We start from the raw sequence: 19987 nt of genomic DNA, 5'->3' as shown, positions 1-19987 counted from the left end.
AACCACTCAAGAATCCCACGGTTTTAGCCGTGTGGAGTGTCAAGCGGCGGATCATTATGCCAAGTGGCGACAGGAACTGATGTTGTCGGAATTTCTCTACGGGGGTTTGGGCGAAAATTTCACCGTCACCGGTTTGGATGAACATAACGTTTGTATCAGTGACGTATACCGAATAGGGGAGGCGGTGGTGCAAGTCCCCCAACCGCGTATGACGTGTTGGAAGCCGGCCAGGTTGTGGGGCGTTCCCGATCTCGTGCGTCGGATCAAGGAGACGGGTCGTACCGGTTGGTATCTGCGGGTGCTGGAGGAAGGCAGGGTAGCGTCGGGAGAGCGGATGGAGTTGATGGATCGCCCTTGTCCCCAATGGACGATCGCCAGATGCAATGATGTGGTATAATGATGTGGTATACAGTGCCTCTCCCGATCGGGCGGAATGGGCCGAATTGGCCGATTGCCCCTATTTAGCGGATAGTTGGATACAAATGCTGAAGCGTCGTTTGCAAAATGAAGCCGGTCAGGCGGATGAGGGCGTGTCTGACAAGTGATGAGATGGAGGGAACTCTTTCCCCAAAGCGTGACTTCACCATGTGGTGAACGATTCGGGGAAAAAGCTTCCCAGAGTATAGCCGCTTTGAATCATTGATCTATCAGACTCGTCCAGGTTACCAATTGAGAGGAGGAACGAACATGGCATTGAAGGGTGTGTTGCCCCCTCCCCACCGCGTTCCCGTTTTCTGACACGGGCGGGAGCGCAAGTTGACCCGCCCGACAGTGTACAAACTGAATCGGGAGGGGTCCGGAATGAGAATCGGTATGTGGGGAGTCGTAGTGGCGGCCGTATTGTGGGGAACGGCTGGAATGACGGCCAAAGTGCTGACAACAAATTATGGAACAGATCCGTTGACGATCGGGGCGTTTCGTTTACTGTTCGGCGCACCGGTGTTATTGGCAGCGGCATGGCGGGAGAGCGCCCGTACGGGGAGTATTGGAAGGCTCACAAGTCATTCCTGGCTTTGGCTGGTGTTGTTCGGCGTAGGGGTTGCAGGATATCAGGCGTGCTATTTTTCCGCGGTGGGCCAAACCATGGTGTCGACTGCGACCCTGCTGACCGTTTGTACCGCCCCACTGATGGTCAGTGTGGTGGCGCGTTGGTGGCTGAAGGAGCGTTGGACCTTCACCACCAGTTGGGCATTGGTGTTGGGCGTGATCGGCACGAGCATGTTGATCGGGCTCCACAGCCTGCAAGGTTTAACCGAACCGCGCCTGTGGCAGGGGAACCTGCTGGCATTGTCGGCGGCGGCTTGTTACGGCGGTTATACGTTGATCAGCAAGCGGTTGGTTCGGGACGTGCCGCCACTGTTGGTGATCGGAGTTGCTTTTTCGATCGGTGCAATCCTGTTGCTTCCGGTGCTCAGTTGGCCGGTGCTTCCCTGGCAGGGATGGTTGCTGCTCGTCTACCTGGGCTGGGTCCCGACGGCCCTGGCCTATGTACTGTTTATCCACGGCATGCGTTATGTCACAGCAACATCGGCATCCATTTGGTCGTTAGCTGAGCCGTTGACCGCTACGCTGTTAGCCATCACACTGCTGGGAGAACGTCTGTCCCTCAGCGGATGGTTGGGTGCGCTCATACTATTGTGCTCCATGTTTTTGATCGCGAAAAAAGAGGCGAAATCAAACCAATCGCCTTTGCCAACAAAATAAAACCGTAGGCATAGCAGTTGTGAGTTACGGCGGGAGGATGGTCCCGCCGTTTCGCTGGTTAAAAATAATGGAGTTAGGGGGTTAGGATGGGGATTACTGGGCCATTCAACAAAGAGGTATGGGATCAGGCGAAAGCACTTGGTTATTTGGGAGGAAACATGGGCGATGAGATGAACCTTTCCTAGTATTTATAGGAAAATTCCGATTAATAACTCCATTATTGACATTTGAATAATCGGATAGTAATATGTGTTTCAATAAACCGAGTAATTATATCGGAATAAGTTAATTAATTTACATACGGACCGGAGATCAGCGGAGATCAGGGTGGATAATGAAATTTCGAACAATGAGCCCTATTTCGTCATATCATGCACTAGTCTTGAAAAGCTGACTATCCTGCTCAACATGATCAAATAACATCAGGAGGAAGATGGGAATGCAGAGATTGATTGTCCTGGCATTGATTGGGTTTGCTGCACAACTGGTTGACGGTGCATTGGGAATGGCTTACGGTGTCACTTCCACATCTTTGTTGTTTTTGTTTGGGATCGCACCTGCGGTAGCCTCTGCCTCGGTTCACATGGCGGAAGTAATCACCACGGCCGCTTCGGGTGCCTCTCATATCCGGTTCGGCAATGTGGATCGGACGGTCGTTATTCGTTTGATTATTCCAGGTTCGATCGGAGCATTCATCGGTGCTTGTTTCCTCAGCAATCTGCCGGGTGATCAGGTAAAACCGTACGTGGCCGCTTTTCTGTTTATTCTCGGCTTTTACGTACTCGGACGGTTTTTGTTCGGAAACGGGAATGGCACTGAGCGGAAAGAGAGTACCATTTCCAAGCGTTTTCTCATCCCGTTGGGTCTGATTGCAGGATTCGTCGATTCCACCGGTGGCGGGGGATGGGGACCGTTGACGACGCCGATCCTGCTCAGCCGGAAAGGGTTGGAACCCAGAAAAGTGGTGGGTTCGGTGGATACGAGCGAATTCGCGGTCGCCGTTTCCGCCACTCTCGGCTTCCTGATCTCCATGGGCTGGTCCAATATCAGCTGGACGTGGGTTGCGGCGCTCATGATCGGCGGAGTTTTCGCCGCTCCCATTGCCGCTTGGCTGGTTCGAATCATTCCCTCCCACCTGTTGGGCGTCTTGGTCGGGGGATTGATCATCATCACCAATGCCAAAACCTTGTTGAAGACTCTTGACTGGATTCCTTCTACTTGGCATACCGCCATCTACGGTGCTTTGAGCCTGTTGTGGGCGGGTAGCATTCTGTTGGTCGTGTTGCGGAGGGTGGGACAAAAATGGGTATCCCTGTCGGAATAAAGTCGGGCAATGTCATTCGCCGTTTCATCCGTGGATCAAAAGAGTGACCATTTTACGCAATCTTCGTGCGACTCCCGGAAAGGAGGCTTCATTCCAGATGAATCCGTCTTCCGAACAGATTGAGCGCATTCTCAAAGCGTTGGAAGGAATGCAATACGGCTCCGTGGTGATCACCGTCCACGACTCACAGATCGTTCAGATCGACAGAACCGAGAAATATCGTATATCTCTGGAAAAGTCTTCCCGAACAGCAAGCCGATCGGGGAAAGGACAGCAACAGCAGTAACGAATGCATGAATGATCATCAGGCCGACCGGTCAACCGGAGGCTCCATTCTCCTGAAATCGGGGAGAGTGGGGCCTTTTTTGCTTATCATGCGAACGAGGTGATAGGAAATGCTGGGTTTTTTCAAACGGAAACGGCTTATCTCGATGGTGATTGCTTTATCCATTTCCTTACTGGCTGGAGGGGTGTTGGGGGGCTGCAATGCAGGTGCATCTGAAGCCGATGGAAAGGTGGTGCGGATCGGTTACCAAAAGTTCGGAACCCTCAGCATCCTGAAAGCTCGCGGAACCCTGGATAAGCGTTTGAAATCAAAGGGAATCAAGGTGGAGTGGGTCCAATTTCCTGCTGGTCCGCAGCTCTTGGAGGCGATGAATGTCGGCAGTATCGATATCGGGCATACGGGCAATACACCGCCGATTTTCGCTCAGGCAGCGAAGACACCACTGGTGTATGTCGGTGCCGGAGCGCCCAAACCAGAGAACGAGGCCATCGTGGTGCCCAAAGATTCCACGATCAAGAGTGTCAAGGATCTAAAAGGGAAGAAAGTAGCACTGAATAAAGGCTCAAATGTGCACGATCTGTTGTTGCAAGTGTTGAACAAGGCGGGTTTGGAGTATAAAGACATTCAACCTGTCTATCTCCCCCCGGCAGATGCCAGAGCGGCCTTTACCAGAAAAAGCGTGGATGCGTGGGTGATTTGGGATCCGTATTATTCTGCGGCGGAGAAGGAATTGGGTGCTCGAACGATCACTGACGGTCGCGGTTACACGACCAACCGGGAATTCATACTCGCTTCCGAAACATACGCCAAGGAACACGGAGATATCGTCCGCATCATTTTGGATGAAGTGAAAAAAACAACGGATTGGTTCAACCAACATCCCGATGATACGGCGAAACTGCTCGCCAAACAGATCGGGATGGACGTGGGGGCGGTGAAGAAGGCCATTACACGATCGAAATACGGGCTGCAACCGATGGACGAAAGTATTATTCGGGAACAGCAGCGGATCGCGGATGCCTTTTATCAAGTGGGTTTGATCCCCGAAAGAATTCAGGTCGAAAAAGCGGTCTGGAACGGTAATCGGGTCAAAACCAAACAGGAAAGGACGGAGAAACGATGAACATCTTTTGGTTTATTCCCACGCATGGAGACAGCCGATACCTGGGAACCGCAAAGGGCGGGCGTGCCGTTGACCATTCATATATGAAGCAACTTGCCCAGGCGGTGGACCACCTGGGATACGAAGGTGCACTTCTGCCCACGGGGCGTTCCTGCGAAGACGCGTGGGTAGTGGCTTCTTCTCTGTTGTCCGTCACCCGGCGCATGCGTTTTCTGGTTGCGGTTCGGCCTGGCCTCATGTCCCCGTCAGCAGCGGCGCGCATGGCTGCCACCTTTGACCGTCTGTCCGGGGGGCGTTTGCTCGTTAACGTGGTGACGGGGGGGGATCCTGTCGAGTTGGCGGGGGATGGTATTCACCTGGATCACGATACGCGTTATGAACTGACCGACGAGTTCCTGACTGTCTGGCGGGAAGAGATGCAGGGCAAAGAGGTAGAGTTCCGGGGGCAACATCTGGATATCCGGGGCGGCAAATTGCTTTTCCCGCCGGTGCAAACCCCGTATCCCCCCCTGTACTTTGGCGGTTCTTCTCCGGCGGCGTTAAAAGTGGCGGCCAAACATGTGGACGTCTACCTCACTTGGGGGGAACCACCAGCCCAAGTGGCTCAAAAGATTCAACAAGTACGCAAACTGGCCGAAGAACAAGGTAGGACGGTGCGATTTGGCATCCGCCTGCACGTGATCGTGCGGGAAACGGAACAAGAAGCTTGGGATGCCGCCAACCGCTTGATCCGGTATGTGGACGACGAAGTGATCCAAACATCGAAACGGGTCCTTTCCCGATATGATTCCGTCGGACAGCAGCGAATGTCGCAACTGAACGGGTTCACGAGAAAGGATTTGGAGGTGAGCCCCAATCTGTGGGCCGGGGTTGGTCTGGTCCGGGGCGGTGCCGGCACCGCGCTCGTCGGTGATCCGCGTACAGTGGCGGAACGGATGAGGGAATATGCCGCATTGGGAATCGATACATTTATTTTGTCGGGATACCCTCATTTGGAAGAGGCGTACCGGGTGGCGGAACTGCTCTTCCCGGAATTGCCCATCCAGAATATACCTTCCGCTCCGAAGCAACATATCCTCAGCCCGTTTGGGGAGATCGTCGCCAACGATCACTTTCCAAAAAAGCGGAAAGGAGTGTTTGCCGATGATCAGCGGCTTTCCACTGCGCAAAACGGTTAAACCGTTGATTCCCTGGAGTGTTCCCATCGTACTGGTGATTGTGTGGCAATGGTTGGGGGATATCGGCTGGATTTCTACGCGAACACTGCCCCAGCCGACTGATGTGGTTCTGGCAGCCATTCACTTGACCGAATCAGGTGAACTGTTTCGGTATATCGGGGACAGTACCTCACGTGCATTGTGGGGGTTGGCCATTGGGGGCAGCATCGGATTGGTGTTTGGCTTTTTGAACGGACTTTTTCCTGTTGCGGAGCGGCTGTTGGACACCACCGTCCAGATGCTCCGCAATATCCCACACCTTGCCTTGATCCCACTGGCGATATTGTGGTTCGGCATCGGGGAGGAAGTCAAACTGTTTCTCGTTGCGATGGGTGTGTTTTTTCCGATTTACTTGAACACTTTTCACGGTATCCGTTCCGTCGACCCCGGGCTCGTCGAAATGGGGAAAGTCTACGGACTTCGGGGCTGGATGCTATTTCGGAAAGTGATGTTGCCGGGTGCGATGCCCTCCATTCTGGTGGGATTAAGGTATTCCCTCGGGATCATGTGGTTGACCTTGATCGTGGCGGAAACCGTCTCTTCCGACACCGGCATCGGGTATATGGCTATGAACGCTCGGGAATTTATGCAGATGGACGTGGTGGTGTTGAGTATATTGCTGTACGCACTTCTTGGCAAGCTGGCCGATGTGCTGGCCAAGGGCCTGGAGCGTCGTTGCCTGCGCTGGCGGATCAGCCGATAACCGAGGGAAAGGGGAGTGTCTGCCGATGGATAAAACTGTTTCAGGTGCCCGATTGGAGATCGAAGGATTGCAAAAGAGATTTGGGGATCGTCTGGTTCTGCGTCATATTCACCTGCACGTGAAGCCGGGTGAATTCGTAGCCATCGTCGGAAGATCCGGGTGCGGAAAGAGTACCTTGCTACGCCAGATTGCGGGATTGGAAACACCGACGGTCGGGGGGATCGCGCTGGACGGTGATCTCGTTCGGGGCTTGAATCCGTCCGTACGGGTGATGTTTCAAGAGCACCGTCTCCTGCCGTGGCTAACGGTAGCCGACAACGTGGCATTGGGAGTGTCACAAAATCGGGAGGAAGTGGAGAAGCGGACAGCAGAAGCGCTCCGTCAAGTGGGACTGGCCGAATACGGCGGGGAATGGCCTGCTGTGCTATCTGGCGGTCAACGTCAACGGGTCGCTCTGGCCCGGGCATTGGTCAGCCGTCCACGGCTGCTGTTGCTGGATGAGCCGCTGGGCGCGTTGGATGCACTGACGAAGATCGAAATGCAGCAGCTGATCGAGCAGTTGTGGCAGGAGCAGGGATTTACGGCACTTTTGGTCACCCATGATGTGGAAGAGGCGGTGGCGCTGGCGGACCGGGTGGTGTTGCTGGAAGATGGTAGAATCGCGATGGATCTTCCGGTTGTGCTCCCGAGACCGCGTCGCCGGGGCAGTGCCAAGTTCGCGTCGCTGGTCGGCACGATTCTGGACCAACTCATGAAGACGGCGGACATCGTCCGCCATTCGAACCAAGGATGAGGGCGTGAACACCGCCTCCGCAAATGCGGGGGCTTATATTTTCAGATAAAATGAAAGGAGATTGGATGTAATGTTTCAAAAAGATAGGGTCCTGTCCGGAGGGATACATATCAAAACACGATTTCATCTTGAGGCTGTAAATTTAATAGGATTATCCCCGGAGATATCCGTACGGCGGTGGAAAGAGGTGGAAGAGAAAGAACGTGAACTACAAAAGAAGGCTTCCGATCGCATTGAAAGAATTGTATGCGGTAAACGGGTTGGAAGAATGGTTCTCCCGAAAAAATAGAGATCGGATCGAGCCGCTGCAAGTGCTGATGGTGGAAACCAGGGAGTATTGGCAAGAGGAGATGGGTTTAACGTTTGAGGGAATACCCCAACACCTCCAAGCAGATGAAGGCATTCCCTTCTTTATCGAATGTCAAGGTTGTTGGTGCTGGTGGGTGTTGTTGACGGGAAATGAAGATCCACCTGTCATTGTGGAATGCTTGGAGGAAAATGCGCAGATTTTGGCTTGCGAACGGTTGTCCGATTTTATTTTTGCGTGTGCGTGGGACTTAACTATCAACGATCGGCCTTTTGTGATTCAGGGAGAATATCACAATGAATCGGAGTTTCTAGCCTGGCTTCGGAACAAATGGGAGGAAAAGCCCCGGACGAGATTGTCTTCCTCAATCCGTCGTTATCGTTTTGGGAAAAAGGACAGACGGCTCTTGCTTTGGGAGGAAACCCGTCAATTTTTTCTTTCCGCCGATACGAAAACTTCGGGGGAGGAAGCGCTCCGACAGATGGAACCTTTCGCGAAATATGTGGAAAGTAAAAACGGCCTCCATGTCTAGCTCCTCTTGTAACTTGACCCATTTTCCGAGTGGGAAGGGGAAAGATAGTTACCTGTATCATCAGCGTGCTTTTCGTTTGCTCGGTTTCCAACCTGCTACGTCAAAAACCAATCTTACTTTGCTGGATCGTGTGGAACAATCAATGGGAATTCGTTTGCCGTTATCGTTTCGTGAATGGTACTAGTATGATGGGAGAATCGAGATTTTAAGACAACACAGCAATCAAGATAATCCGGCCCCTTTGGAGAAGTTGGGGAAGTTTCGGAAGGGGATTGGTTTGCCTGGGCACCATCAAAGGAATCTCTGTTTGAATTGTTGCAGTTTCTCGATCGAGGAGGGATTCATTTCACAGGGAATGAAATGGATCATCATAAAGGTGCAGAATGGGCATTACAAAAAATTTGAAATCCCCAAACAAACTATCCGATCTGTAGAGATGAATCGTGAAAGTGCTCTATTCTATATTCAATGTGTTTTTCTGCGTGAAACGCCCCTTCTTTGCAAATGGTCCGAAAAATATGTATTCCCCTCTTGACGTCAGTGGTCGATCAGATAAATAATAATCTTTGAAAGGATTGTGAATGGAATGGAAACAAGCACCGACCCGGTTGGAGGGGTTTTTTTCTACACCATAAATGAATGATCATTCATTCACTATTTTGCCCATCGGGTCGACGCCAGTATGGGAGAGGAGGAATCCGTTTTGGCGAACATCAAACGAGCGGCTGTCATCGGTGCGGGCGTGATGGGAGCGGCCATTGCGGGACATCTGGCCAATGTGGGGATTCCCACCTTGCTGTTGGATATCGTGCCTCGGGAGGAGACGGAGGAGGAGAAGCAAAAAGGTCTCACCCTTCAGGACCCGCCGGTGCGCAACCGGCTTGCTGAGGCCGGGAAAAAACGGTTATTGAAAGAAAAGCCGTCTCCGGTCTATCACAAGGATGTCTTGGAGTTGATCACTCCGGGCAACCTGGAGGACGATCTCGAGAAATTATCCGAGGTGGACTGGATCATCGAAGCGGTTGTGGAAAATCTGGCGATCAAACAACAACTGTTTGAAAACATCGAAAAAGTGTGGAAAACAGGGACGATTGTCAGTTCCAACACGTCGGGGATTTCCATTCATGCTATGGTGGAAGGACGTTCGGAAGCGTTCCGCCGTCATTTTCTCGGCACACACTTTTTCAATCCGCCGCGGTACATGAAACTGCTGGAGATCATCCCGACTGAGGATACGGACCCGGCGATCGTCGACCAGATGAAAGCGTTTGCGGAGAGCGTGCTCGGAAAAGGCGTGGTAATGGCCAAGGACACGCCCAATTTCATCGCCAACCGGATCGGCGTGTACGGAACGCTGGTCACCTTACAGGCGATGTTTGAACAGAACCTGGGACCGGACGAAGTGGACGCTCTCACCGGCCCGGTGATGGGACGGCCCAAAAGCGCCACGTTCCGCACATTGGATTTGGTTGGACTGGATACTTTCGTTCATGTGGCTGAAAATGTTCGGGCCAATGTGGACGACCCCGAGGAAAAAGCGGCGTTCGAAGTGCCCGACGTGCTGAAGGAAATGGTGTCGCGGAACTGGTTGGGTGAGAAATCGGGACAAGGGTTCTTTAAAAAAGTGAAAACTGACAAAGGTAAAGAAATTCTTGCCCTGGATCTTGCGACGATGGAATACCGGCCGCGCAAAAAAGTGAAGGCGGCTTCGCTGGAGATGGCGAAACGGGCCAAAACCTTGCCGGAAAAGCTGCGCACCTTGGTATATGCGGATGACCCGGCGGGGAAATTCGCTTGGCAAATCATGAAAAAGGTGTTGCTCTATGCTGCGGCGCGTATCCCGGAGATCGCCGATGACATCGTCAGCGTCGACCAAGCGATGAAATGGGGCTTCAACTGGGAGTTGGGTCCGTTCGAAACCTGGGATGCGATCGGTGTGGAACGATCGGTTGCCCGTATGCGGGAAGAGGGAGAAACGATCCCGCCGTTGGTGGAGGAGCTGTTAGCCTCCGGTTACACATCGTTCTATGCCCGTGAGAAGGGCGAGGCCCCACGCGTGTTTGCAATCGACGGAAAATTTGTTGGCGTGGAGGAACATCCGAAAACGATCGATCTGGCACGTTTGAAAGAGCAGAACAAAGTGATCCGCTCCAACAAGGGCGCCTCCTTGATTGACATCGGGGACGACGTGGCGCTGTTGGAGTTCCACTCGCCCAAAAACGCTATCGGCGCGGACATTATTGCCATGATCAACGCGGCGGTCAAAGAGGTATCGGCCAACTACCGCGGATTGGTCATCGGCAACCAAGGAAGCCATTTCTGCGTGGGTGCCAACCTGATGCTGATTTTGATGGAAGCGCAGGATCATAACTGGCCCGAGTTGGACCTGATGGTACGCCAGTTCCAAAAAGCGATGGGGTCTCTGCGCTACCTTGACAAACCGGTGGTGGCGGCGCCATTCGGAATGACCCTGGGCGGTGGAGTGGAAGTGTGTCTGCCGTGTGACCGGATTCAGGCGGCGGCCGAAACCTACATGGGTCTGGTCGAAGTAGGCGTCGGCTTGATCCCTGGCGGTGGCGGCAACAAGGAGATGTTGCTTCGCTGGACGGAGGGGGTCGACCCCAAGGATCGCGTCACGTTGCAACCGTTGGTTAACCATGTGTTCGAAGTGATCGGAACGGCCAAAGTGACTACCAGTGCGCGCGAAGCACGGGATTACCGTTTCCTTCGTCCGGAGGACGGTATCACGATCAACACCGATCACCTGCTCTATGACGCCAAGCAAACGGTACTGGCTATGGACCGCGCTGGTTACCGCCCGCCGCAACCGAAGAAAATCCCTGTTGTTGGCGAAACGGGATACAACGTGCTTCGTTTGGGTGCGTACTCGATGCTGCAATCCGGATACATCACTGAACACGATTACAAGATCGCCAGCAAACTGGCCTACGTGTTGGCAGGCGGCAACGTGCCGGAAGGGACGCTGGTTACGGAGGAGTACCTCCTGGACCTGGAGCGCGAGGCATTTCTCAGTTTGTGCGGCGAGCCCAAATCGCAACAGCGGATGCAGTATATGCTGACCAAAAACAAGCCGCTTCGAAACTAAAAGCCTGTCTGAGTTCATCCATGGAATAGCGATGTTTTCCAGATGAGCAAAAACCTAAGCCCCGACTGAGCCTCGATTCGGAAAACGCAGAAATCAGCGCGGGCAATTTTCCCTTAAGCGAAGCTATTTTGCCACTTTGCCCGCGTCTGCGTTTCCGGTTCGAAGCTTGCCCTGCTCTTCTTTCCTGCAGAGCGTAAGTGGAGCGAGTCGGGAAAGCGAAGCGGACCATGATGCAGACCGTATGGATCAGACCAACTCGAAAAAGTCAAGGAGGAGAGTAGCATGCGTGAAGCCGTCATCGTCGCGGGTGTACGTACGGCGGTCGGGAAAGCGCACAAAGGCACCTTGCGGTCGACGCGACCGGACGAGATGGGCGCGGCCGTTGTCAAAGAGCTGATGAGACGCGTTCCCCAGCTGGACCCCCGCGAAGTGGAAGATGTGATTATGGGTTGCGCCATGCCGGAAGGTGAGCAGGGCCTCAATATCGCCCGCATCATCGCATTGCGGGCAGGTCTGCCGACCGATGTGCCGGGCATGACGGTCAACCGGTTCTGCTCGTCCGGCCTTCAGACGATTGCCAACGCGGCAGAGAAAATCATGTGTGGATTCGCCGACGTTGTGATTGCAGGCGGAGTAGAGAGCATGAGTATGGTACCGATGGTCGGGTACAAACCCGCGCCCAACCCTTACCTGATGGAGCATATGCCGCAAGTCTACATGTCGATGGGGCATACGGCGGAAGAAGTAGCAAAACGATACGAGATTTCGCGGGAGGATCAGGATCGTTTTGCCGTGGAAAGCCACCGCAAAGCGTACGAAGCGATTCAGTCCGGCAAGTTCCGGGACGAAATCGTTCCGCTCAACGTAACCCTTCGTACGGTGGACGACAACGGAAAATTGCATGAGCGTGAAGTGGTATTCGACACCGATGAGGGGGTACGTCCCGACACTTCGCTGGAATCGCTGGCCAAGTTGAAACCAGTCTTCCGCGTCGGCGGAACGGTGACGGCAGGCAACTCCTCACAGACCAGCGACGGTGCCGCGGCCGTTTTGGTGATGTCGGCTGAGCGGGCGCAACAGTTGGGGGTCCAACCGCTCGCTGTGTTCCGTTCCTTTGCAGTCGGCGGTGTCGACCCGGACGTGATGGGGATCGGCCCGGTCGTGGCGGTGCCGAAGGCGCTGAAATTGGCAGGCATCACGTTGGATCAGGTAGATCTGGTGGAGCTGAACGAAGCGTTCGCTTCCCAATCGGTGGCCGTCATCCGTAAGCTGGAGCTGAACCCGGACATCGTCAACGTCAACGGGGGAGCGATCGCATTGGGACACCCGCTGGGCTGTTCCGGGGCCAAACTGACCGTCACCCTGCTCAACGAGCTGAAACGTCGTGGCCAAAAATACGGCGTGGTCACCATGTGTATCGGTGGCGGTATGGGCGCAGCCGGCGTATTTGAGATGGTGCAGTGATACCGCATTAGGAATTACCGCTGTTGACAACTGTTTGTGATGCCAACTTTGGATGGCGTGAAGGGTGACCATTATTCCGCGATCCCGCAACGAACATGGTGCCCTCGTAAAAATGGACTGCTTTCCGTTGAAATTTGTCTCCATTTGTGAAATTGCCGGAAATCAATTATCAAGGAGGAACCGCGCATGTCCACGGATACGGTGATCAAAGGTGGATCGTTTCTGATTGAGCAACCTGCTCCGACCGATGTGTTTACCCCGGAAGATCTGACCGAAGAGCACAAAATGATCGCAAAAACAACGGAAGATTTCGTGAAAGAGAAAGTGTGGCCGGTGCTGGAGGAGATTGAAAACCACAACTTCGAGCATTCCGTCCGCCTGATGAAGCAAGCGGGTGAACTGGGTCTCCTCGGTGCCGACGTGCCGGAAGAATACGAGGGACTGGGATTGGACAAAATCAGCTCCACGCTGATCACCGAGAAAATCTCGCTCGCCCGTTCGTTCGGCCTGACCCACGGTGCCCACGTGGGGATCGGGAGCTTGCCGATTGTTTTCTTCGGTACGGAAGAGCAGAAGAAAAAATACCTGCCCGCTCTCGCTTCGGGTGAGAAAATCGCGGCCTACGCGCTGACCGAGCCGGGATCCGGTTCGGACGCCCTGGGAGCGAAAACGACGGCCAAACTGAGCGAGGACGGGAAGTATTACATCCTCAACGGTGAAAAACAGTGGATCACCAACAGCGGTTTTGCTGACGTCTTTGTCGTGTACGCCAAAGTAGACGGCGAGAAGTTTACCGCATTTATCGTCGAGCGGGACTTTCCGGGTGTATCCACCGGACCGGAAGAGAAGAAAATGGGGATCAAAGGCTCTTCCACCCGAACGCTCATTCTCGAAGACGTGAAGGTCCCCGTGGAAAACTTGCTGGGTGAAGTGGGCAAAGGACACGTCATCGCCTTCAACATCCTGAACATCGGCCGCTGGAAACTGGCCGCGGGGTGCTTGGGTTCGTCCAAGCGGGCGATTGAAATCTCGGTTAAATATGCCAAGGAGCGGAAACAGTTCAACACACCGATCGCCCAATTCCCGCTCATCCAAGAAAAATTGGCGCAAATGGCCACCAAGACGTTTGCGTTGGAGAGCATGGTGTACCGTACGGCCGGTTATTTCGAAGACAGCTTGAACCGCGTCGAGAATGCTGAGGGAGCGGATGTGGCCAAAGCCATCGCCGAGTATGCTTTGGAGTGCTCCATCAACAAGGTGTTCGGCTCGGAAACGCTGGATTTCGTGGTGGACGAGGGTGTGCAGATCCACGGCGGCTACGGTTTCATGCAGGAGTACGAAATTGAAAATATGTATCGCGACTCGCGTATTAACCGGATTTTTGAAGGGACCAACGAGATCAACCGCTTGCTGATCCCGGCCACCTTGCTGCGGAAAACGATGAAGGGCGAACTGCCCCTCCTGCAAGCCGCACAATCCCTGCAGGAAGAATTGCTGACGATGATGCCCAACTTGCCGGAAGAAGAACCGGCTCCGCTGGAAGAAGAGGCCAAACTGATCGACATGGCCAAGAAAGTCTTCCTGATGACCGCTGGTCTGGCTGTAGAAAAATACCAACAAAAGTTGGAAAAAGAACAGGAGATCCTGCGGGATACAGCGGATATCTGCATTGAGATCTATGCGATGGAATCCGCATGGCTCCGTGCCAAAAAAGCGCTGGATAAAGACGGATTGGAAAATGCGCAAGCCAAGGTGGATATGGTTCAGGCCTACGTCTACGATGCATTCGGTCGGATCGAGAAAAAGGCACGCCGCATCCTGTCCGCGATGGAAGAAGGCGATGTCCTGCGTACCCAACTCTCGATCCTGAAGAAGTTGACCCGCCACGAACCGATCAATGAAGTGGCGTTGAATCGCCGCATCGCCGCACGGGTGATCGAGGCGGAAAAATACGTGGTGTGACCCCATCCCTGTGCCCCGTCAGAAAGCACCTTCCCCAATTGGGAAGGTGCTTTTCAGCTTGTTGACAAAGTGCGTGGGCTCAGATTTCCCGTATCCGTGTCTGGCAAATCGATCAGGACGCAATGTTTCCCAGAAGAGCAACTGACTAAGCTCTACCGAGATTTGATTTCGGAAAGCGCAGGAATTCGTTTGCGGGTGATACCTTTAAGTTAATTGAAGGGGACCAAATCATTGTCAGCAGTCTCATGAGTAGTTCACTACTGCTCATTCTTTTTGGTTATACAGTCCTACGGGAAATTCATCGATGGTGTGCCATTGGGAAGCAGGTGGATGTAATGAAATTGGCTTATATAGCAAATTGGTTGCCCTTACCATCTCCAAAAGGGGCTGCCGAGCAACGCCGCCTTTCATCCCGCGATTGAAACCGTGGGGTTTCAGGCGACTTTTTCTGTAATACCCAACCGGCGGCCTATGGTCTTACATGGGTGACTCTTTGGATCAACTAACGGAAATCACCATAAACAAATCGAAATATTGTTAATTCCCATTCCATAGCTTTACAATAGAGGAAGAGACGGTGCAATCAGATTGGGAGGGGTGCCCGCGTGGGCGTATTGGAAGAACTGCTGCGGAATGTGCCGCTTCCCCGCATGGTAAGGGTTCGGCAACGGTTTGACGATTCACGCCTGGAGGATTGGGAACGGGAACTGATTCGGCAGTTACAGCAACCGGACGTGAGAGGACGCCTTTCCCGAGGGATACGGGTCGCCGTGGCGGTGGGCAGTCGCGGTATTGCCCGGATCGACGAAGTAACCCGCGTTGTCGTGACAGAACTGCGGAAGGCGGGAGCGTCTCCCTTCATTGTGCCGGCCATGGGCAGTCACGGTGGCGCCACCGCGGAAGGGCAGCGAGCAGTGCTGGCCAAGTTGGGTATCAGAGAAGAGACGGTGGGGGCACCGATTCTCTCCTCGATGGAAGTGGTACGCGTGGACACCTTGCCCAACGGCTTGCCGGTCTATGCCGACAGGGCCGCCGCGGAAGCGGATGCGATCGTGGTGATCAACCGGATCAAACCGCATACGGCCTTTCGTGCCAAGATTGAAAGTGGTCTGATGAAAATGATCAGCATCGGTTTGGGCAAACAGAAAGGGGCGGAAGTGTGTCACCGGCTGGGCTTCGGACAGATGGCGGAAAACATCGTGACCATGGGTCGTGTTCTGATCGCCCGTTTGCCGATCATCTTCGGAGTGGCCCTGGTGGAAAACGCGTACGACGAATTATGCCATGTGGAAGTGGTATTGTCCGAACAGATCGAAACCCGGGAACCCACTCTGCTGGAGATGGCCAAATCCCGCATGCCGCGGCTGTTGTTTCCCGATCTGGACGTGCTGGTGATCGACCGGATCGGAAAAAACATTAGCGGGGACGGGATGGACCCCAATATTACCGGACGTTATCCTACCCCCTACGCCCGGGGAGGCCCCCGGGTCAACAAAATGGTGGTGTTGGATCTGACGCCCGAGACAGGGGGAAACGCCAACGGTGTCGGAACGGCGGATTTTACTACACAACGTCTGGTGGATCGAATGGACAAAGTCGCCACCTACGCAAATGGCTTGACTTCAACGGTCGTCGCGCCGACCAAGATTCCGACCACGTTGCCCAACGATCGGTTGGCGGTTCAAGCCGCTGTCAAGACGTGTAATATCCTCGATCCGTACCGGGTGAAACTGGTTCGCATCCGAGACACATTGCATTTGGGGGAAATCCGGATCTCGGAGACATTGTTGCCGGAAGCCGAGCGGCATCCGGATGTGGAAGTGTTGTCTCAACCCGAACCGATGTCGTTTGACAGAGAGGGAAATTTCACGGATGGATGGTGAAATGCATGGGGAACCTGTTTGACCTGACAGGAAAAACTGCGGTGGTGATCGGAGGAACCAGCGTATTGGGCAGTGCCATGGCGGTGGGATTGGCGGAACACGGCGCACGCGTGGCCATCACCGGACGCAACCAGAAAAAAGCGGTGAACGTGTTAGAACAAATCGAAGCCGCAGGTGGGGAAGGACAAGCGTTTTTTGTAGAAGTAACAGTGAAGGAGAGCATTCAGGAGTTGGAGCGTTCCATTCGTGAATGGGCCGGCGGATACGACATATTGATCAATGCCGCAGGGGTGAATGCATCCACCCCGTTTTTTGATCTGGATATGGAAGAATGGGATTACATCATGAGCGTCAATCTGAAAAGCGTCGTGATGGCTTGCCAGGTGTTCGGCAAAGGTATGGTCGAGAGCGGAAAGGGCGGCAGTATCATCAACATTTCCTCCGTATCGTCGGGACCGCCGCTGTCCAAGGTGTTTACATATTCAGCGAGCAAGGCGGGTATCAACAACATCACACAATATCTGGCTCGGGAATGGGCCCCTCACCGGGTCCGGGTCAATGCGATCGTGCCCGGATTTTTCCCCGCTGAGCAAAACCGGAAATTGCTCACCCCAGAACGAACCGAGGCGATCATGCGCCACACGCCGATTGCTCGCTTCGGCAACCCCGAAGAGTTGAAGGGCACCGCGGTCTGGTTGGCTTCGGAAAAGGCGTCCGGCTTTGTGACCGGCGCATTGATCCGGGTGGACGGCGGATTCGGGGCGATGACGTTGTAATGGTACAGGTGAACGCGGAGACAGTCGTTTCCCGCACAAAAGGGAATGGTCTCCGCGTAACTGACACACCCAATCGCTTGCGATTTTATTTTCTCCCTCAAGACAATCCGTTCAAACTCTTCTTTGAGCGTGCTTTTGCCTCCGATACGAGGTCTTTTTTTTATGTCTTATCATGGATAGAAAAATATCGAGCTAAGTAGAAGTACAATTGCATGGATAGAGGTAAAACTGAGCGACAAGGGGAAGCAGTACGTTGTTGGTGGATACCCATGAAACCCATCCCATTGATCACTCGGGAGGATTCTGCCGGAACGTTGGTGGTCCGTCTTCTCCTCAACGCCAACCAGGAAATCCATATGGTTTAGATGGCGACCATGATGGTGTGGTTTGCGTACAGCTGATATCAATGGTGGATTTTAACAGAGTGGATTCAGCAGACCTTACCCGAAGTATTCATGAAATTTTAAACAAAATAAAGAAGGGATGGCAATTCTTGGTGTAGAAAAGAGGTATACACAATTTCGTGTCTTGAGGCGATGTGATGATCGCCGAAGGGAGCAATCGGCATGAAAAGGTGGATGGTCATCTGGTTGGTTTTTTTCTGGGGACGCCGGTTGTCGGAACGTTTATTCTCATCATCGCCTATCAGTTGGTATTGGACGGTGTGCGTTTTTATCCGTTTTGGCTGGGGGAATCGTATCTGTATCTGTGGTTTCCCGCCGCAGCGATCGCAACGATGACGACACACTGGGGAAAGCGGCATCCCAAAGGGTATAGTGCATTGACGATCACGCTGTTTGTATTGGTCTTTGTGCTGGGAACGGCGGATATCATGCGACAGTACGGCCCCGTCGTCAAAGGGACGGTCATACTCAAAGGCTATACTGCCGACTCCTTGGTGACCGACCGTCAGATGTATCGGGTGCCGTATTTTCCTTTTGATCAGGAAAGAGTCCTGCAGGCGGTAAGGGAAGGTCGGGCAGAACCCGTTTACCTGGCACAGGATGAAGGGATGATTCTGGCGTTTGCCGATCCCGCATACACCGGATATACATGGACCGACCGCATGGTGTACCTGACTGTGGGATTGACGGCATTAGGTGCCTTCGCGGGGTACTTCGCCTATGTGCTCAGTGTGTGGACTCGGTACGTCCAAATAACCGACGAAGCGCTCGTCTTTCACCGCTGGCGTTCCTTTACACTTCTGCCTTACAAAGAGATCATTCATATCCGTATCGATGAGAATCAAAACCGGGTCTCGGTCGAGACGGAAGAGGTGGTTCATCATTGGACAGCAGAACCGGAGGTGAAGGAACAGTTGCGACAAGCTGCCAAAAAGGCCGGTCTGATCGCTCATGCGCAGGGGAGATACAGTCGGCCGCAGCAGTACCGGGAGATTCGGTTGGCGGAAGATGCCGTCGTCATCATGGAGGATGGAGAGGAGACGCGCATTCCTTATTTGGATGTGAGGGAGGTATATTGGGATGGCGCCGTTCGGATCACTGCCAGCGACGAGGACGTACTGATCACTGATGAACGATACGTTCACCGCGATTGGTTGGAAGAATTGACGAAACGGTTGAAACAGGCCTGGCAGGAACGGGGCATCGGCCATACGATGGAAGTGAGCTTGGAAGAGGGATATGTATGGCTGGCATCGGAGTGGATATGGGAGTAAAAACAGTGGGATTTGCCAAACATGCCCGAGTACGACAGTTTTATTCGATCTAACGTACCAGCACCGACGGCGGGAAATTCAGCCCCGCTCCCAAATTGCGTGTATTGCCACCACTTTGTCAGCAGCCTCATTCCTGTTTAGCAATTTTTAAGGAATGGTTTAGGGGGCTGTTAGAATTACCATTTATATTAAAAGCATGAAAGCCATTTTGTGTATCAAATGAAGGGGTGGCAACATGAACAAAAAGAAGCTGGGGCTTTTGGCTCTGAGTGTGGGTGTCAGTGGAAGTGTTCTGTTTGCCAGTGGTTTTTCTGCAATGGCAAGTTCAACATCCGGTTATGACCAGTACAAAACGGCGTTTAAGCAGACAAAAGCGGTTCAAAATGTGACGGGAGATCTCTCCGTATCTGTGAAGGATAATGGAAAAAACTTGTTTGCCATCGATTCAACGATCAAAGAAGATATCAAAAACCATGAAGGAAGCGGAAAAATCAACATTCAAGAGAACGGAAAAACGCAAACCCTTTATGTGTACAAACAAGGAGACAAGAAGATCTTCAAATCAAGTGACAGCAATATTTATTACGTTACACAAGAAAAAGAAAAGAAACATCACGATCGGAAATATCATCGCGGCGAACACGATCAAGATGTGGAATATGTGATCGATGCGTTGATGGGTGGCTTGAGAAATGATGTTCATGCAGTAAACAAAGGGAATGGCGGTAAAGAAGTGACGCTGACCCTTTCAGGAAGCCAAATCTCTCCTGTCGTCCAAGCGCTCGGTTCGGTATTTGTCAAACATGCAACTGAAAAGCATGAATACGGTGATCACCACAAACTGCCGTTCTTCAAGGAGGAAGAGTGGAAATCAAGTTTGCCGAAGCTGACCCAGGATATCAAAATCAAACAAGTGAGCACCAAAGCAGAGATCAATAAACAAAATCTGATTCAAGAACAGACAGCCCAATTGATCGTTACCGGTAAGGACGCCGCAGGAAAAGAACACGAAGTCACTGTGAACATCAAGTTGGATCTCTCTCAATTTAATCACACAGTAACTGACAAAGTTGAATTAAAAGGAAAGAAAGTAGAAACCATTCAGCGTGAAAATCACTGACATCTTTAC

Annotated in this window: 18 protein-coding genes; all 18 read left to right on the top strand. The window is 53.0% G+C overall.

Annotation, left to right across the window (positions count from 1 at the left end; genetic code table 11):
- Positions 1-397: MOSC domain-containing protein (locus NWF35_RS14770; RefSeq protein WP_301240130.1), on the top strand; the 397-nt coding region annotated here is incomplete at its 5' end.
- A complete protein-coding gene (locus tag NWF35_RS14765) occupies positions 384-545 on the top strand; it encodes a 3-alpha domain-containing protein (protein ID WP_301240128.1) in 162 nt (53 codons plus the stop codon). The genes NWF35_RS14770 and NWF35_RS14765, both read left to right, overlap by 14 nt.
- 256 nt (positions 546-801) lie before the next feature.
- Positions 802-1704, top strand: a complete 903-nt coding sequence (locus NWF35_RS14760) for a DMT family transporter (RefSeq protein ID WP_301240127.1) — start codon at positions 802-804, stop codon at positions 1702-1704.
- A 439-nt stretch (positions 1705-2143) separates the two neighbouring features.
- Positions 2144-3028, top strand: coding sequence for a sulfite exporter TauE/SafE family protein (locus tag NWF35_RS14755; RefSeq protein WP_301240126.1), 885 nt, complete (start codon positions 2144-2146; stop codon positions 3026-3028).
- A 97-nt stretch (positions 3029-3125) separates the two neighbouring features.
- Positions 3126-3314, top strand: a complete 189-nt coding sequence (locus NWF35_RS14750) for a YezD family protein (protein WP_301240124.1) — start codon at positions 3126-3128, stop codon at positions 3312-3314.
- Positions 3315-3423: 109 nt separating this feature from the next.
- Positions 3424-4437, top strand: coding sequence for a sulfonate ABC transporter substrate-binding protein (locus NWF35_RS14745; RefSeq protein ID WP_301240122.1), 1014 nt, complete (start codon positions 3424-3426; stop codon positions 4435-4437).
- Positions 4434-5615: an FMNH2-dependent alkanesulfonate monooxygenase gene (gene ssuD / locus NWF35_RS14740; RefSeq protein WP_301240121.1), complete on the top strand. Its 1182-nt coding sequence runs from the start codon at positions 4434-4436 to the stop codon at positions 5613-5615. The genes NWF35_RS14745 and ssuD overlap by 4 nt, the downstream gene beginning before the upstream one ends.
- Positions 5581-6357 (top strand): ABC transporter permease subunit, encoded by a 777-nt coding sequence (locus NWF35_RS14735; RefSeq protein ID WP_301240119.1) that lies wholly within the window; start codon positions 5581-5583, stop codon positions 6355-6357. The genes ssuD and NWF35_RS14735 overlap by 35 nt, the downstream gene beginning before the upstream one ends.
- A 25-nt stretch (positions 6358-6382) precedes the next feature.
- Positions 6383-7150, top strand: a complete 768-nt coding sequence (locus NWF35_RS14730) for an ABC transporter ATP-binding protein (protein WP_301240117.1) — start codon at positions 6383-6385, stop codon at positions 7148-7150.
- A 203-nt stretch (positions 7151-7353) separates the two neighbouring features.
- Entirely contained in the window at positions 7354-7989 is a 636-nt protein-coding gene (locus tag NWF35_RS14725; RefSeq protein ID WP_301240116.1) for a hypothetical protein, read from the top strand.
- Between the two features lie 682 nt (positions 7990-8671).
- Positions 8672-11095: a 3-hydroxyacyl-CoA dehydrogenase/enoyl-CoA hydratase family protein gene (locus NWF35_RS14720; protein ID WP_301240115.1), complete on the top strand. Its 2424-nt coding sequence runs from the start codon at positions 8672-8674 to the stop codon at positions 11093-11095.
- Positions 11096-11377: 282 nt separating this feature from the next.
- Positions 11378-12559, top strand: coding sequence for an acetyl-CoA C-acetyltransferase (locus NWF35_RS14715; protein ID WP_301240113.1), 1182 nt, complete (start codon positions 11378-11380; stop codon positions 12557-12559).
- A gap of 186 nt (positions 12560-12745) precedes the next feature.
- Positions 12746-14521 carry an acyl-CoA dehydrogenase FadE gene (locus NWF35_RS14710; RefSeq protein ID WP_301240111.1) on the top strand — a complete coding sequence of 592 codons (1776 nt, stop codon included), beginning with the start codon at positions 12746-12748 and terminating at the stop codon, positions 14519-14521.
- A gap of 605 nt (positions 14522-15126) precedes the next feature.
- On the top strand, positions 15127-16404 hold the full coding sequence (locus NWF35_RS14705; RefSeq protein WP_301240109.1) for a nickel pincer cofactor-dependent isomerase, group 22: 1278 nt from the start codon (positions 15127-15129) through the stop codon (positions 16402-16404).
- A 5-nt stretch (positions 16405-16409) separates the two neighbouring features.
- On the top strand, positions 16410-17180 hold the full coding sequence (locus NWF35_RS14700; protein WP_301240108.1) for an SDR family oxidoreductase: 771 nt from the start codon (positions 16410-16412) through the stop codon (positions 17178-17180).
- Positions 17181-17433: 253 nt separating this feature from the next.
- Positions 17434-17682: an excalibur calcium-binding domain-containing protein gene (locus NWF35_RS14695; protein WP_301240107.1), complete on the top strand. Its 249-nt coding sequence runs from the start codon at positions 17434-17436 to the stop codon at positions 17680-17682.
- A gap of 39 nt (positions 17683-17721) precedes the next feature.
- Entirely contained in the window at positions 17722-18858 is a 1137-nt protein-coding gene (locus NWF35_RS14690) for a hypothetical protein (RefSeq protein ID WP_301240106.1), read from the top strand.
- Between the two features lie 235 nt (positions 18859-19093).
- Positions 19094-19978 carry a hypothetical protein gene (locus NWF35_RS14685; protein WP_301240105.1) on the top strand — a complete coding sequence of 295 codons (885 nt, stop codon included), beginning with the start codon at positions 19094-19096 and terminating at the stop codon, positions 19976-19978.
- The last annotated feature ends 9 nt before the right edge of the window (positions 19979-19987 follow it).

It is taken from the genome of Polycladomyces subterraneus, from assembly GCF_030433435.1.
Taxonomy (GTDB): Bacteria; Bacillota; Bacilli; order Thermoactinomycetales; family JIR-001; genus Polycladomyces; species Polycladomyces subterraneus.
The sequence above is the reverse complement of the archived record's forward strand: the minus strand, read 5'-3'. Positions and strand labels throughout refer to the sequence as shown.

Excerpts from the sequence above, each read along its gene's own strand:
- NWF35_RS14765 (WP_301240128.1), top strand. The coding sequence starts at position 384 with ATGATGTGGTATAATGATGTGGTATACAGTGCCTCTCCCGATCGGGCG.
- NWF35_RS14760 (WP_301240127.1), top strand. The coding sequence starts at position 802 with ATGAGAATCGGTATGTGGGGAGTCGTAGTGGCGGCCGTATTGTGGGGA.
- NWF35_RS14755 (WP_301240126.1), top strand. The coding sequence starts at position 2,144 with ATGCAGAGATTGATTGTCCTGGCATTGATTGGGTTTGCTGCACAACTG.
- NWF35_RS14750 (WP_301240124.1), top strand. The coding sequence starts at position 3,126 with ATGAATCCGTCTTCCGAACAGATTGAGCGCATTCTCAAAGCGTTGGAA.
- NWF35_RS14745 (WP_301240122.1), top strand. The coding sequence starts at position 3,424 with ATGCTGGGTTTTTTCAAACGGAAACGGCTTATCTCGATGGTGATTGCT.
- ssuD (WP_301240121.1), top strand. The coding sequence starts at position 4,434 with ATGAACATCTTTTGGTTTATTCCCACGCATGGAGACAGCCGATACCTG.
- NWF35_RS14735 (WP_301240119.1), top strand. The coding sequence starts at position 5,581 with ATGATCAGCGGCTTTCCACTGCGCAAAACGGTTAAACCGTTGATTCCC.
- NWF35_RS14730 (WP_301240117.1), top strand. The coding sequence starts at position 6,383 with ATGGATAAAACTGTTTCAGGTGCCCGATTGGAGATCGAAGGATTGCAA.
- NWF35_RS14720 (WP_301240115.1), top strand. The coding sequence starts at position 8,672 with ATGGGAGAGGAGGAATCCGTTTTGGCGAACATCAAACGAGCGGCTGTC.
- NWF35_RS14715 (WP_301240113.1), top strand. The coding sequence starts at position 11,378 with ATGCGTGAAGCCGTCATCGTCGCGGGTGTACGTACGGCGGTCGGGAAA.
- NWF35_RS14710 (WP_301240111.1), top strand. The coding sequence starts at position 12,746 with ATGTCCACGGATACGGTGATCAAAGGTGGATCGTTTCTGATTGAGCAA.
- NWF35_RS14700 (WP_301240108.1), top strand. The coding sequence starts at position 16,410 with ATGGGGAACCTGTTTGACCTGACAGGAAAAACTGCGGTGGTGATCGGA.
- NWF35_RS14690 (WP_301240106.1), top strand. The coding sequence starts at position 17,722 with ATGATCGCCGAAGGGAGCAATCGGCATGAAAAGGTGGATGGTCATCTG.
- NWF35_RS14685 (WP_301240105.1), top strand. The coding sequence starts at position 19,094 with ATGAACAAAAAGAAGCTGGGGCTTTTGGCTCTGAGTGTGGGTGTCAGT.